Origin of the sequence: Fluviicola sp., from assembly GCF_029266855.1 — a bacterium.
In the GTDB taxonomy this organism is placed as follows: Bacteria; Bacteroidota; Bacteroidia; order Flavobacteriales_D; family Crocinitomicaceae; genus Fluviicola.
In genome coordinates this window covers 21760-36215 of record NZ_JAQSWB010000014.1, presented here as the reverse complement: position 1 = coordinate 36215, position 14456 = coordinate 21760, and the positions used below count along the sequence as shown (strand labels likewise).

Annotated in this window: 11 protein-coding genes; 8 read left to right on the top strand and 3 right to left on the bottom strand. The window is 40.3% G+C overall.

Going from position 1 to position 14456, the window contains the following annotated elements; all coding sequences use genetic code 11:
* Window positions 1-21: 21 nt before the first annotated feature.
* Together K0S23_RS18415 and K0S23_RS18410 are read left to right on the top strand one after the other, a co-directional pair.
* Window positions 22-1083 (top strand): CaiB/BaiF CoA-transferase family protein, encoded by a 1062-nt coding sequence (locus tag K0S23_RS18415; RefSeq protein WP_300360347.1) that lies wholly within the window; start codon window positions 22-24, stop codon window positions 1081-1083.
* A complete protein-coding gene (locus K0S23_RS18410; protein WP_300360346.1) occupies window positions 1080-1517 on the top strand; it encodes a GNAT family N-acetyltransferase in 438 nt (145 codons plus the stop codon). Before K0S23_RS18415 ends, K0S23_RS18410 begins: the two co-directional genes overlap by 4 nt.
* On the opposite strand, the gene K0S23_RS18405 is transcribed toward K0S23_RS18410, so the two are convergent.
* Window positions 1506-3005 (bottom strand): histidine kinase dimerization/phosphoacceptor domain -containing protein, encoded by a 1500-nt coding sequence (locus tag K0S23_RS18405; protein ID WP_300360344.1) that lies wholly within the window; start codon window positions 3003-3005, stop codon window positions 1506-1508. The genes K0S23_RS18410 and K0S23_RS18405 overlap by 12 nt on opposite strands.
* Window positions 3006-3313: 308 nt before the next feature.
* Between K0S23_RS18405 and K0S23_RS18400 the strand changes: the two genes are divergently transcribed.
* Complete coding sequence (locus K0S23_RS18400; RefSeq protein ID WP_300360343.1) at window positions 3314-5092, top strand: acyl-CoA dehydrogenase family protein; 1779 nt, start codon at window positions 3314-3316, stop codon at window positions 5090-5092.
* A 121-nt stretch (window positions 5093-5213) separates the two neighbouring features.
* Window positions 5214-7583 (top strand): choice-of-anchor J domain-containing protein, encoded by a 2370-nt coding sequence (locus tag K0S23_RS18395; RefSeq protein WP_300360342.1) that lies wholly within the window; start codon window positions 5214-5216, stop codon window positions 7581-7583.
* 122 nt (window positions 7584-7705) lie between these two features.
* Here the strand turns inward: K0S23_RS18395 and K0S23_RS18390 are convergent, their stop codons facing one another.
* Window positions 7706-8065: a hypothetical protein gene (locus tag K0S23_RS18390; protein ID WP_300360341.1), complete on the bottom strand. Its 360-nt coding sequence runs from the start codon at window positions 8063-8065 to the stop codon at window positions 7706-7708.
* 88 nt (window positions 8066-8153) lie between these two features.
* Between K0S23_RS18390 and K0S23_RS18385 the strand changes: the two genes are divergently transcribed.
* The 3 genes from K0S23_RS18385 to K0S23_RS18375 all read left to right on the top strand — a co-directional run bounded on the left by K0S23_RS18385 (window position 8154) and on the right by K0S23_RS18375 (window position 13457).
* Complete coding sequence (locus K0S23_RS18385) at window positions 8154-8762, top strand: ribonuclease HII (protein WP_300360339.1); 609 nt, start codon at window positions 8154-8156, stop codon at window positions 8760-8762.
* Between the two features lie 83 nt (window positions 8763-8845).
* The gene (locus K0S23_RS18380; protein WP_300360337.1) at window positions 8846-11014 is read left to right on the top strand and encodes a hypothetical protein; all 2169 of its coding nucleotides are present in this window, start codon (window positions 8846-8848) and stop codon (window positions 11012-11014) included.
* Window positions 11015-11024: 10 nt separating this feature from the next.
* Complete coding sequence (locus K0S23_RS18375; RefSeq protein ID WP_300360336.1) at window positions 11025-13457, top strand: DUF5723 family protein; 2433 nt, start codon at window positions 11025-11027, stop codon at window positions 13455-13457.
* Window positions 13458-13529: 72 nt separating this feature from the next.
* Here the strand turns inward: K0S23_RS18375 and K0S23_RS18370 are convergent, their stop codons facing one another.
* Window positions 13530-13886, bottom strand: coding sequence for a helix-turn-helix domain-containing protein (locus K0S23_RS18370; protein ID WP_300360334.1), 357 nt, complete (start codon window positions 13884-13886; stop codon window positions 13530-13532).
* A gap of 97 nt (window positions 13887-13983) precedes the next feature.
* Here K0S23_RS18370 and K0S23_RS18365 point away from each other — a divergent pair, with 97 nt between their 5' ends.
* The gene (locus K0S23_RS18365; protein ID WP_300360333.1) at window positions 13984-14376 is read left to right on the top strand and encodes a DoxX family protein; all 393 of its coding nucleotides are present in this window, start codon (window positions 13984-13986) and stop codon (window positions 14374-14376) included.
* Window positions 14377-14456 lie beyond the last annotated feature (80 nt).

Sequence of the window (14456 nt, the reverse complement as noted above, 5' to 3'; positions counted from 1 at the left end):
TTTTTCTTCTAATTTTAGAGCATGTTTGAAGATTTGATCGTCATTGATTGCTCAACGGTATTGGCTGGCCCGTCGGTTGGAACTTTTTTTGCAGAATTGGGTGCAGCCGTAACAAAAATTGAAAACCCCGCAGTTCCCGATGTTACCAGAACGTGGAAACTGGCATCAGAAGATAAAAGCTCAGCAGTCTCAGCTTATTTCGCATCGGTAAATTATCACAAACAATACCTGAAACTTAATTTCAGAAATGAAAAGGATTTAAACGAACTGCTTGTCCTAATCGAAAAAGCGGATATTTTTCTGAGCAATTTCAAAAAAGGTGATGCAGAGAAGTTTGGATTAATGGATTCGTATTTACAATCCGTCAATCCGCGATTAATCATAGGTAAAATATCAGGTTTCGGCAACGATAGCGACCGGGTGGCCTATGATTTGATTCTCCAGGCCGAAACCGGTTTTATGTCTATGAACGGAACTCCGGAATCCGGCCCGGTAAAAATGCCGGTTGCATTGATCGACGTTTTGGCTGCTCATCAGTTAAAGGAAGGAATCTTAACCGCTTTACTCCACCGTACTAAAACCAATAATGGTCAGATTGTTTCTGTTTCCCTGTATGATGCTGCAATTTCTTCATTAGCGAATCAGGCTTCCAATTATTTGATGGAGGGTCATATTCCGGGCAGAATTGGTAGTTTACATCCCAACATTGCGCCCTACGGAGAGATTTTCCATACTAAAGACGGCAAGCTCATCACATTTGCAATCGGCAGCAATAAACATTTTCAAATTCTTTGCACCTTTTTAGGCCTTTCACACTTACCCTCCGATGAACGTTTTTTGGAAAATGTGGGGCGGGTGAAAAATCGATCCGTGCTTCAGCAAATAATCCAGGAAATCATTTCCCGTTTAGACTCAACGGAAATTATGAGCTATATGCATGAACATTTTGTTCCGGCGGGAGTAATCAGAAACCTGGAGGAAGTATTCAAAGATTCTGCAAGCAAACAGTTAATTCGAACTGAAAACATCGAAAACACCGAAACTTTACGTGTATCACAAATCGCTTTTCAATTAAACCAATGATAGAAGTTAAAATTCCGAAATTGCCCGAAGAGTGGGATTCTTATTATGATCTCCGTTATCGCATTTTAAGAGAACCTTTGGGCAAAGAAAGAGGGTCCGAACGAAACGAGGGTGACGCAACCGGAATTCACTTCGCGTTATACGAAAATGCAAAATTGATTGCCGTTGCACGCCTGGACCGCGTGGATGAAAAGATCTGCCAGGCTCGTTTTGTGGCTGTCGAATCCGATTTACAAGGCTTAGGCTACGGCAGAAAGATCATGATTGCGCTTGAAAAGGAAGCAGTTGACCTGGGCTACCGGAAACTAATCCTGCATGCCCGCGATTATGCACTCCCCTTCTATGAAAAACTGGGATACACGCTTGTTGGACCTTCTTACAAGCTATTTGATGTGTTGCAGCATTTTGAGATGTTCAAAGTATTAGCGCATTGAGAACGATACACAAATTTTCATTCCGTTTGTGCCATCAATATCCAGGTTACCATTCAAATGCCCTACCATCCCACGGATGATTTCCACTCCACTTCCTGCCAACTCCCTGTTTTCTTTGACTCCTCGTCCATTATCCGAGATTTCAAGGATTCCTTTTGGACCGAGCATTTGAAAATCAATTCGAATGACCCCTAGTTCATTTTCCCCGAATGCATGTTTATACGAATTCAAAACCGCTTCATTGATTATTATCCCGATTGATATCGCTAAAGAACTTTTCACCTCACAGCTGTCAATGCTCGTTAGCAATTGCAATTGTTTTTGAGGAAAAGAAAGGCTTTCGCGCAAGCTTTGGACCAAACGGTTAATGTATTGATTCAGCGAAATACGCAAACTCCTGGAATTATCTGCAAGCAATTCGTGCAAACTTAAAATACTTTGAACGCGGTTTACAGAATCCAGCATCAAATTTTTATGATAGGAATCCTTAGCCTTGTTCACCTGAATATTCAGTAAACTATTAGTGATCAGCAGGTTATTGACAATCCGGTTATTCGTTTCGGTTAGAAGTCGTTTTTGCTGACGCAAAGCTGCCTCCAACTCTTGCTGGGCTAATTTTCGTTTGTGAGTTTCTACAGCCAGGGAAACCATTTGCGCAGCAATCAATCCGAATTTCTGATCATTCAAAGACCAGTTCCTCACTTGTTTTACCTGCTCAAAACAAATAACCCCAATAATACTCCCTTCCGATCTTAGTGGAATATCCATCAGTGAAACAATTCCATTGGGCACCAGGTAAGTATCATTCAATTCGGAAGTGTAACGTGAAGTTTGAGCATTGGCTGCAAGGATAATTTTCTCTGTTTCAAACAACATGAAATAAGTAGGCATTTCAAAAACCGGCAGAGATTCCTGGGGAATCATTTTACCCAAACGGGTGTCGTAATTTCCTATGCACTCAATATGTTCATGGGATTCATCAAAAAGCCAGGCATTAACACGGGTTACTCCAACAGCTTTGGAAGACATTTCCAGGATTTCATAGATTGCATCATACAATTTCCCGTTTCGGATCTTCTTCGATTTGGAAAGCAATTCAATCGTCAGGGTCTTTCGAAGCAGATCCCTTCTTTTACGTTCAATTTGAGTAGCATCAACCAAACTCCCGAGAACGAGGTATTCATTTTCAGCTACTTTCCATGCTGCCAGGCGCATTCTTCCGGTAAAAGTTCCTGTTTTTCTTTTAAGCACAACCTCCAGATCTATGTATTTGGAGGTATTTATGTCTTTTAAAAAATGGGCAATCCGCTCATATTCGTGAGAGAGATGGTCAAAAATTAAGGTTCCTGAAATATTTTCTTTCCCCAATAGCTTTTCCAGGTCATAGGAAGCATGCAAAATCCTGCCTTCCTGATTAAAAATAACCAGGCTCTCATCCATTCCTGAAATTAATTTCCGGAGCGTAGAAAGAATATCTTGTTGTGCCATAGGATTTTACAGTGGTCAAAAGTAATTGAATTTTTAGTATAGCGTTGACGATATAGGACTAAGTTTTTAGTAAATTTATCGTATGCTAGATTACAATGAGCAAAACGCAATTCTATGGATAAATTAAACGTAATCTCATCGAAATAGAATAAATAAGTTCAAATGGTTGAAAAAGTTTAAATTTCATTCAATTTTGAACCTCTAATTTTCAAGCAGATTAAACCTGAATAAATTATTTGCTATGCTTGCATAGTAATAATTTATTCATTATCTTAGGCGCAGAAACGAACTTAAAACAATATAGAATTATGTCACAAGCTATCAAAGGCGGAGAATTCATCATCCGCGATGTTACCCATCAAGAAATATTCACTCCCGAAGAATGGTCGGAAGAACAACATATGATCGCCCAAACTTGTGATGACTTTATCGAACAGGAAATTACTCCTCTTTTGGATAGAATTGATAAAATGGAAGAAGGACTAATGCCTTCGCTCATCCAAAAGGCAGGTGAACTGGGAATGTTAGGCCTGTCTGTTCCGGAAGAATTGGGTGGAATGGGAGTTGATTTTAAAACATCACTATTGGCAACTGAACGCCTGGGGAAAGGCCATTCTTTTTCTGTAGCCTATGGTGCACATACCGGAATCGGTACCTTGCCCCTGCTGTATTATGGAAATGCCGGGCAAAAAGAGAAATACATTCCAAAGCTGGCAAGTGGTGAATGGAAGGCTGCTTATTGTTTAACGGAACCCAGTGCAGGATCGGATGCAAATTCGGGAAAAACCAAGGCAGTGCTTTCACCTGATGGTAAACACTATATACTGAACGGTCAAAAAATGTGGATTACCAATGGTGGTTTTGCAAATTTGTTTACTGTCTTTGCAAAAATTGATGAGGACAAAAACCTTTCTGCTTTCCTGGTAGAGGCCGATTCGGAAGGAATCAGTCTGAACCCGGAGGAAAAGAAAATGGGGATTAAAGGATCATCCACCCGCCAGGTATTCTTTAATAATGTAAAAGTTCCGGTTGAAAACTTACTTTCAGAGCGGGAAAACGGCTTTAAGATCGCTTTGAATATTCTAAACATCGGACGTATCAAACTTGCTGCCGGAGTTTTGGGTGGTGCAAAACAAACGATCACGGAATCTATCCGTTATGCAAACGAACGCGAACAATTCGGAAGAAACATTTCAAAATATGGAGCAATCCGCTTCAAAATTGCAGAACAGGCGATCAAGGCTTATGTTGTTGAATCCGCTATTTACCGCGCAGGTCAGAACATTGATGATGCAATTCAGGCCTATGTAGCTGGCGGAATGGAAAAAGGACCGGCAACATTAAAAGGAATCGAACAATTTGCACCCGAATGTGCTATTCTAAAAGTGGCTGGATCAGAATGTTTGGATTATGTAGCAGATGAAGGAGTGCAAATCTTTGGCGGAATGGGATATTCTGCAGAATCCTCTGTCGAAAGAGCTTACCGCGATTCACGTATCAACCGAATCTTTGAAGGAACAAATGAGATCAATCGTTTGTTAATCGTTGACATGGTTCTTCGCCGTGCAATGAAAGGAGAACTCGACCTCATGGGGCCGGCAATGAAAGTTGCATCTGAATTAATGAGTATTCCCGAAATGACAGAATTGGGATCTCATCCCTTAGCTTCTCAGCGGCAGGCACTTGCCGGATTTAAGAAAACAATCCTTATGGTTGCTGGTTCCGCTGTACAAAAACTGATGCAAACCTTGTCAAAAGAGCAGGAAATCCTGATGAATATTGCAGATATCGCAATCTGGGTGTACCAGGCAGAATCAGTTTTGCTCCGCGTAGAGAAGCTCATCGAAAAGCAAGGAGAAGCTGCAGCCGCAATTCCGATCTCGATTGTAAAAACATACTTCTATGATGTAGCGGAGTTGATCGACAAAGCAGCTAAGGATGCTATCTATAGCTTCGCAGAGGGAGATGAATCCCGCATGATGGTGACAGGTGTGAAACGTTTCACGAAAATTGATCCGATCAATCCTAAAAACGAAAGACAGGCTATTGCCCAATATTTAATTGACAAGAACGCATATACGTTGTAAGCAGCTTATTTCTGCTTATTATATCACACAAAGCCATCCGTCAGTTGACGGGTGGCTTTTTATTAATTGATTTTTTCAATCAATTAATATTGAATACCTTTGCGGCCTATTACTTTTAATTATGAAAAAACACATTCTATTCATTGTCTCATTTTTAAGTTTTTTCAGCTTTTCTCAAACCTATTATCTCGAGGATTTTGACGGTATTCCGGGACCAACTGCAGGTGGTGCAGGAACCTACACTTTTGCACCCGGGTTTTTACTGAGAAATGTAGACAACAGAACACCCGATGCTCAGGTGGCTTATGTAAATGAAGCCTGGGAACGAAGAGAGGATTTCGGATCAAATGTAGGTGATTCCGCGGCTTTCAGTACTTCTTATTATTCTCCGGTGGGAGCTGCAGATGATTTCATGTGGACACCTGCCCAAACCATCCAGCCGAACACAACACTATTTTGGAATGCAAAGGCTTATGATCCCGCTTATCCGGATGGATATGAGGTACGGATCATGACCGCTCCAAATGTTCCTACTGGAGGAACCGGTGTGCTGGGAAACCAGGTGAGCGCCTCTACTGTTATTTTCTCAACTGCTGCTGAAAGTTCATCCTGGGTAACTCGCTCTGTTTCAATGAGTGCTTATACCGGTCAAACAGTATACATTGGCTTTAGAAACAACTCCAACGACAAATTCATTTTAGTTATTGATGATATTGAATTACGCGTAATTACCAATCATGATTTGGAAGTGATCACACCAACTCAGAATCCTTATACAATAGCACCGGCGAACCAATTAACGACTTCTCAAAATTTCAAACTGGAGGCAGTTATACATAATAATGGAATACAAGCGATGACCAATGTAGCAATGAGCTGTCAGATCATCAAAGACGGTATTTTGGAAACAACAGTAACTAGTAGTATCCTTCCTTCATTAGCTGCGGGAGCCACTTCTGCACTAATGAGTGTAAGTTATACGCCTACCTCAAACGGTGTTTATACTTTCAAGTATTTCCCGGTTGCTACAGAGACAGACCAAGCCAATTCAAATGACACGATCCAATCTGCTCTTCCGATTACTGTTACAGATACTGAAATGGCCAGAGATAATGGAATAATTACAGGCCAACTCGGAATTGGTGCTGGAGGTTCAGGATACTTAGGTCAGGTTTTCAATATAGAGAACACAACTTCACTTACCGCTGTAAACGTATATTTCGCAAGAGGTTACGCTGGGAAGAGATTAGCGACAGCTATTTTCAATACCAATGGCAGCGGGGTACCTATCTCTGTATTAACGTCCACCGATACGCTTCTTTACCTGGATGACAGCGCAAGAATGTATACACTTCCAATTCATGGAGGACCATTGACACTTGCTCCGGGAAAATACGGTTTCATGCAAATCGAATTTGATTCCACTTTAGCTGTTGCACAAACATCCGGTATTTTTACAACCAATTCGATTTATGTACAATGGCCTGCAAACGGCCCGAATTTTAGTGCTATAGAAACTTTTCCCGCCAACTTTCAAAAAACACTCCTTATCAGACCTCAGTTTGATATCTGTTTCGGTGAAATCGGTGGCGTTCTTTCTGGTTCCAATAATTCAACCTGTGAACTTGCAAATGGAAGCGCAACTGTAGCTTTAGAACCCGGATACTCCGTAGAATGGGAAGATGCGACTACAGATACAACCATTACAGGCTTAAACGTTGGACATTACACGTATACTATTTCAAACGGAGATTGTTCATTTATTGATTCGGTTGAAATTACTACAACTCAGAATCCTGATGCTACGATCTTGTCCGTAACAAATCCTTTATGTACAGGAGATTCGGGGCAAATTCAAATTGATATTCAAAACGGGCAGACTCCATACACTGTAAACTGGAATATTGCCGGTGATTCTACTCTGTTAATTGCTCCGGCAGGAACATACACTGCAACGGTTGTTGATGCGAATGGGTGTACAACAAGCATTTCAGATTCTTTGACTGAGCCGACTCCAATTACCGTAAACTCATCATTTGTAAGCAGTACCTGTAGTAATTGTCCGGATGGCAGCGCGGAAGTTTCTCCAACCGGTGGAACGGCTCCTTATTCCTATTTATGGAGTAATGGCGGAACAACGAACTTAATTTCGAATTTACTTCCGGGTATTTACAACGTAACAATTACCGATGCAAACGGTTGTGAAATGAATGCATCTGTTACTGTAGACTTCTCTTCACTTGGAATTAGCGAATTGTCGCAATTCGGCGTAAGCGTTTATCCGAATCCAATGACCGATTTCATCAAAATAGAATCTGCCAAATATACGATCGAGCATATCCAATTAATCGACAACTCAGGTCGTGTGGTATTGGAAAGCACTCTGAATAATAAAATTGGGACAATTGAAACCGGACAATTGGCGAAAGGCAATTACCAGTTGGTTTTAAGAACCGGCGACCAGGTTTTCAAAGCTCAGTTGATCAAGTAAGACCAAAAAAACAGACATAAAAAAATCCCCTGGCAAAATTGCCAGGGGATTTTTATTTTTTATCGAAAGCAATACTCAGAACTGCACTACCGCTTGTTCATATTCGAAAGCAATGCTTTCTCTTATTTCAAATATTTATCTTTCATATCCTGGAAAGTCATGTTTTCACCTCCCACGGAAATTGTGCGCAAATCTAAAGCAACCAATAAACGGTTAATCACATTGATATTTGTTTCTTCATTTTTCAATAAAGTAACTTTCAAAACATCAGTTGATTCATTGAAAGCAACCGAGAAATAATCTTTATAATAGCCTTTTACAGCTTCAACTTTTTCTGCAGTGATTGCTTCTGGAACTGAAAATTCATAAATTCCGCTGGATTTTCCTGTTTTCAATTGAGTTTCACTAATTGAAGCAGAATTTTGACTAAAGACAAGAGAACTTGTCAAAGACAAAACGAATATCATTACTAACTTTTTCATAATCTAATAACAGTTTATAAGTAGACGTAAAAAAAACCTCTTAGGTTGTTTGTGATAAATATACAATTATTTTAATAACATTTGCATTATGCAATTATTAGACCATTTTGATGAAACGAAGCTGGAAGCGGGTTGCGATGAAGCCGGAAGAGGCTGTCTTGCAGGTCCGGTAGTTTGTGCTTCGGTGATTCTTCCAAAGGGTTTTTCTCATCATTTGTTGAATGATTCTAAACAACTTTCTGAAAAAAGCAGAAATTTATTACGTCCGATTATTGAAAAAGAAGCACTCGCATATGCTGTTCAATTCTTGCATACGGATGAAATTACGGAACTCAACATTCTGAAAGCTTCATTAACAGGAATGCATCGTGCGGCAATGGCTCTAAAAGTCAGACCGGAACTCCTGCTTATCGATGGAAATAAAGCACTGCTTTCCAGGGAAATTCCTTCCATTCCGATCATAAAAGGGGATGAAAAATATAAAAATATTGCTGCAGCTTCTATTTTAGCCAAAACCTACCGTGACGAGTATATGGAACAACTTCACGAAGAATTTCCTCATTATCATTGGAAAGCAAATAAAGGTTACCCAACGGAATCACACCGGAAAGCAATAGAAATTCACGGAGCGTGTATCCATCATCGACCTGGTTTCAATCTTCTCGGGAAAGGACAATTATCACTATTCATAGAGTAAACACTCAACTGTTAACTACTTCATGAGAAATATGCAAACCGCGCTCAGCGAAGCATTATTTTTGATGAATAGTTAAATTAGGTATGCTCAATCGTTCGATAATTATTTTCCTGGTAACCTGTTCCCTTGCTTGGATCAGTTATGTCGGTTTCACACTTGTTGAAGGTTCCAGTGCTCCTCCTACTCCTGAGAACACCTTTTCTCAAAAGGATGATACAATCATTGTCGTTCACAATTCTCACGAGATCGACTACAATAGTGCCATCGTTTCTTCCCTGCAAAAGAACAGTTTCTTTACCATTCTTTTAAATCAGCCCGAACGCATTCAGCATTTCTATTTTTCTACCAGCCGCAACCTGGTTTTGTTGGAACGAAGCAAACCATGGACCAGTGAAATTGTAAAAAAATACATTGAAAAACTTTCTTTATCTGCTACAATTTCAACACAAAAACATCTTTCCTTATCTAATAATTGGAAGGGCGAGTTTCACGGAAAATTCTTACTTCTCTATCTCGAGGAATGGCAGCCGGGCACAAAAAGCATCGTATCATGGAAATATTTAGACCGGAAAAGCAGTTTATCCCTGGTTTACAAAACAGCTGATAGAACCTATGAAATAGAAGATTCCTACTTTATTTCAAGTCACAATGCCAAATACATTACTCATTCGGGGGGCAAAGCTTTGCCGCTGATTAACGACCAGGAACTATTTCAGGAGCTTATTCCTGCCGATTTCGATTCCTATACTTTTTACGAAAAGAATTACCTGCTTTCAAAATATCCGGCTAAATCAATCCTCTATGAATGGATGAATTTCGGTTTGGCACTTGTTGCTTACCAGGGAGACAGTTGTTTAGTAACTGATTATAAACCCGGACAAGATCCTTTAGCTATTCTCAGCGAACTGGATCGTGTGGATTTATCGGACAAACAAAAGCAGGCAACGCTAAAAGGATATTATTTCCCCTTCCTGCATGCGAACAAAAAAACCTACCTGGAGATTTTTAATAACAGCGTGCTGATTTCAAACTCCCAGCAAAGTATCAATAGAATAATTGGTGCCTACGAAACGGGAGCTACTCTGGAACAATCTACTACATTAAAGTTTAAATTATTCAACAACAGCCCGCAAAAAGTATCTTATCGCAATTTTGACAGGAATAAGCAAATTACGATGAGCAGGCTAACCGGTGCAAATCACAGTACAGTCCAGCTTTTAAATGACAATAACCCCGACTCCGAATTGGATTCTAAAGAGCTCCCGAAGTTAAACCCCCTGCGTTTGGATGACAATCTGCGTTGCTTATCTCCGGTACAGGGATCAAATAATATCATTGCAATAACTCAATCAAACACGCTTTACTTTATCGGAAGCAAACAAATTCTCTGGAGCAAATCATTGGATGCCGAGCCAATTGGTAAACCTGTCTGCATTGGAAACGGGATTTTCCTAAACACCAAAACAGGCGTACAGGGTTTTGACAGGGCCGGGAATAATCTTTCAGGTTTCCCCATTGCATGTAATGAGGTCACCAGTAACCTGTTTTCTTATTATTGGAACGGAAAGGACTATATTTCTTTCGTGGCGGACGGACAGGTTCAGGGATACGGCACCAATGGAAAACAAAGCTTCCGGGTTGGCGTAAACGGAGGACTGCAAAAAGAGGCACAATTGGTTGTTCAGGGAAAAAAGGGGGAATTGCTTGCTCATATCTGCACCAACTCCAACTGGTCAAGTATTTCTATCAAGAAAAAACGGGTCATCCGGTCCCAAAACCTGAACGAAGGAGAATGGCACCTGGTAAAAGTCAACGGCACAATAAGCCTTCTTGGCTTAGTTAAAAAACAATTTGTGCGACTGACTGAGAACGGGAATAAAGCGATGTTGGTCGGAAATGTTTCTGCCATACTCAACACTCAAAATTTGGGGGATGAACAACTCTTCTTTTTGAATCAACAGAATATGATTTATGTAATAACAGGAACAGGAACGATCTTAGGGCAGTTCAACTCCACCATTACAAATATTGACGATGCTTCCATCATAAAATTACCCAATGGCAAAACTGTTGTTGGAATAATAGATGGGATTGCCAATAATTGTTATATTTATACTATACGTGGGAATGAATTAAATAAAGAAAACTACGAAGGCTCCAATAAAATCGCGTTCCAAAAGCAAACAGACGGGACGATTTTGTTAGTTTCGCAGGCAAATGGTTATTTAATTCGTTATCCATTGAACTATTAATAGACTACTTATGAAGAAACAGTTACGTAAATTAACTTTCTTAGCTTTTTCGTGCATTACTGCTATGTCTGCATTTTCTCAAAATTATTTGGGTGTGCACAGCAGTAATTATGCCGGAGTTATGGGATTAGACGTGCAACCCGCCAGTTTTGTTGACGGAAGATTTATCGTCGATATTAACCTGGCCAGTGCAAATGTTGGTGCATGGCAAAATGCGAAGTACTTTAAAACGGACGTTATGCCAAAGTGGTGGCTGAAATCGTTTAAAAAAGATACGATGTGGATGCAACCGGACAGTACCTTGTACGAACGTTCCATTTTTGACCTCTACGATTACAACAAAACCGGAATCAAAACAAGAGGAGTTTATTTGAATTATCAAATCGACGTCTTAAATTTTGCATTTCATATCAATCCTAAAATTGCAATTGGTTTTGCTGCAAAAAGCAGAATGATCACAAACGTGGATGACATCGATCCGAAACTGGCAAAACTAGCCCAGGAAGGATTGGATTTTGCATCACTTTGGAACCTGCAGTTAAAAGACAAACTTGTTACTACCAATATGATGGCCTGGAATGAATACGGTATTAACTACGGCCAAGTCGTAATGGATAACGGGCAGCACTTCCTCAAAGCAGGTGGACGTATAAAATTACTGCAGGGAATCGCCTCAGCGTATGCTTACACGGATGAATTGGATTATGAACTTCTAAATAAGGATACTGCAACCACATTAGTCGGAAACTTTAAGTATGGTTATTCCGACAACCTCGATGAAGAGATGAAGGATTTCAATGCAAACAGCTTTTTCAAATCTGCTTCTAAACTTGGATTCGGTTTGGATCTCGGTGTTGTTTACGAATGGCGTCCGAAATACAAACAATACAAGTATGACATGGATGGTGAAACAGATCTTTGGATGCGTAATGAAAACAAATACGAATTGCGTGCCGGAGTTTCCATTCTGGATATCGGTGGAATGAAATTTACAAAAGGCGGTAAGAGTCGCGATTTCTCAGTAAATACTACGACTCTCGACTTGCGCATTTTTGACAAAGCAAATTCTTTTGCCTCTTTCGATTCAATCGTTGATAGTTTGATTACGAATGATGCCGGATGGAACTCTAACGAGGGAGTTGGAGAAACTTATTATATGAATACTCCAACAGCATTGAATATCCAATTGGATTATCATATCTGGAAATGGTTCTACATCAACGCGACCGGTAATATCAATATAATTGGCAAGAAAAACCCATCTCGCGTAAAAACACCTACTCAATTCGCAATTACCCCAAGCTTTGATTATGCATGGTTTGGATTGTATGTTCCGATTTCTGTAAATAACTACTCCGGATGGAAAGCCGGTATTGCATCAAGATTAGGACCGATTACTGTTGGAGTAGTTGATTTTAATTCACTTTTTGCAAGAGGAAAAGTACGTGGAACCGAATTCTTCGTTGGACTACGTCTTCCGATCCTCTACACGAAACCGGATGACAGAGATGGTGACAAAGTCTCTGATAAGAAAGACGAATGTGTTGATATCCCTGGAGTTTGGGCATTCAAAGGATGTCCGGATACTGACGGTGATGGAATCAAGGATGTGGAAGATTTATGTCCTGAAATCCCTGGACCATTGGAATTCCAAGGTTGTCCTGACCGTGATGGCGACAAAATCCCTGATAAAGACGATGCTTGTCCTGACTTAGCTGGTTTGGCAGCTTACAGAGGATGTCCTGATACGGATGAAGACGGAATTATTGATCCGAATGACAGCTGTCCTACAGTGAAAGGTTTACCTGCTTTCAACGGTTGTCCTGATAAGGATGGCGATGGATTACAGGATTCCGAAGATGCTTGTCCGGATCTGCCTGGTCCATTGGCTAACCAGGGATGTCCTGATACGGACAACGACGGTTTGTTCGACAATGTGGATAAATGTCCTACTATTTACGGTTCGAAAGAAAACGAGGGTTGTCCTTGGCCGGATACGGATGGCGACGGATTGTATGATAAAGATGATGATTGTCCGACAATACCGGGTGTAATTGAAAACCGTGGTTGTCCTAAGATCGCGAAAGAAGAACAGGAAATTTTGAATACTGCATTCGAGAACTTAGAGTTCCAATCTGGTAAAGCAATCATTCTTGCAACTTCATTCAAATCATTGGATGACTTGGCAGCCTTGTTAATCAAGAAACCGGAGTGGAAATTACAAATCGCTGGTCACACGGATAACAAAGGTGATGCTAAGAAAAACATGACACTTTCTAAAAATCGTGCTGAAGCTGTTAAGAAATACTTAGCTAGTAAAGGTGTTGATCCGGCGAGATTGAAACCTGAATGGTACGGTCAAACAAAACCGATTGCTACGAATGCAACACCGGAAGGCCGTCAGAAAAACAGACGTGTAGAAATGAATGTGATCTTCCAATAGGATTATAATCAATAAATACAAATAGGGGCGGAAAATTTTCCGCCCCTATTTGTTTGATATAAAAATTCGGAATTACGTCCCCAAAACCTCCTTGCGGTGGGCCAAGCCCCAGTAATGTAATTCTTCAATTACTTTTTCAAGCGATTTCCCATGATCTGTAATCGCATACTCCACAGTTGGAGGAAAAGTATCGAAAACCTCCCTCGTAATCAGCTTATTGGATTCCAGTAACTTTAATTCCCGGGATAAGGTTTTATCAGTAATCCCTGTTACTTCTCTTCCTAACTCTTTAAATCTTTTCGGACCGGCCGACAAAGCAAAGAGAATCAATAATTTCCATCTGCCTTCCACTGCTTCCAGTGCATCCTTGATCGATAAAATATTTTTCGGACATCCTCCATTTGTAAGCATAACTCTTCTTTTTACCATTGCTTCCTGTTTGGATAGTGCTATCCAAAGGGAAAGTGCTTTCGTTTGGATAGCAAACCTACATACTTTTATCCAACATTTAAAATCAAAAACACATATGAAAAAAACAACACACATTGTATTATGGATTGCCCAAATACTTCTTTCCCTATGTTTAATTTGGGCAGGGATTGTCAAATTGTTTCAACCGATAGATCAATTGGAAACGATGTGGCCCTGGACCGGAGAAGTTTCCCCGGCCTTAGTCAAATTAACCGGTATCATTGATTTGCTTGGCGCTTTGGGATTACTCTTGCCGTCTTTGTTTAAGTTCAAACCAATACTCACACCCATTGCAGCTATTGGAATCATTTTGTTAATGATCGCCGCAAGTGTTTTTCATACCTGTCGCGGAGAAGGTTCGCAGATCGGATTTAATATTGTAGTTGCTGTAATATCCGCCTTTATTGCCTATGGCAGGTTAAAACTTGCCCCAATTCAATCGAAGTAAACAAAAAATGTCGCCTGTAGGACAGTGGGCGACATTTTTGTTAAACAACATTTATCGGTTATGGTGAAAATATACTCCGA

Excerpts from the sequence above, each read along its gene's own strand:
- K0S23_RS18390 (WP_300360341.1), bottom strand. The coding sequence starts at position 8,065 with ATGAAAAAGTTAGTAATGATATTCGTTTTGTCTTTGACAAGTTCTCTT.
- K0S23_RS18395 (WP_300360342.1), top strand. The coding sequence starts at position 5,214 with ATGAAAAAACACATTCTATTCATTGTCTCATTTTTAAGTTTTTTCAGC.
- K0S23_RS18375 (WP_300360336.1), top strand. The coding sequence starts at position 11,025 with ATGAAGAAACAGTTACGTAAATTAACTTTCTTAGCTTTTTCGTGCATT.
- K0S23_RS18405 (WP_300360344.1), bottom strand. The coding sequence starts at position 3,005 with ATGGCACAACAAGATATTCTTTCTACGCTCCGGAAATTAATTTCAGGA.
- K0S23_RS18415 (WP_300360347.1), top strand. The coding sequence starts at position 22 with ATGTTTGAAGATTTGATCGTCATTGATTGCTCAACGGTATTGGCTGGC.
- K0S23_RS18380 (WP_300360337.1), top strand. The coding sequence starts at position 8,846 with ATGCTCAATCGTTCGATAATTATTTTCCTGGTAACCTGTTCCCTTGCT.
- K0S23_RS18410 (WP_300360346.1), top strand. The coding sequence starts at position 1,080 with ATGATAGAAGTTAAAATTCCGAAATTGCCCGAAGAGTGGGATTCTTAT.
- K0S23_RS18365 (WP_300360333.1), top strand. The coding sequence starts at position 13,984 with ATGAAAAAAACAACACACATTGTATTATGGATTGCCCAAATACTTCTT.
- K0S23_RS18370 (WP_300360334.1), bottom strand. The coding sequence starts at position 13,886 with ATGGTAAAAAGAAGAGTTATGCTTACAAATGGAGGATGTCCGAAAAAT.
- K0S23_RS18385 (WP_300360339.1), top strand. The coding sequence starts at position 8,154 with ATGCAATTATTAGACCATTTTGATGAAACGAAGCTGGAAGCGGGTTGC.
- K0S23_RS18400 (WP_300360343.1), top strand. The coding sequence starts at position 3,314 with ATGTCACAAGCTATCAAAGGCGGAGAATTCATCATCCGCGATGTTACC.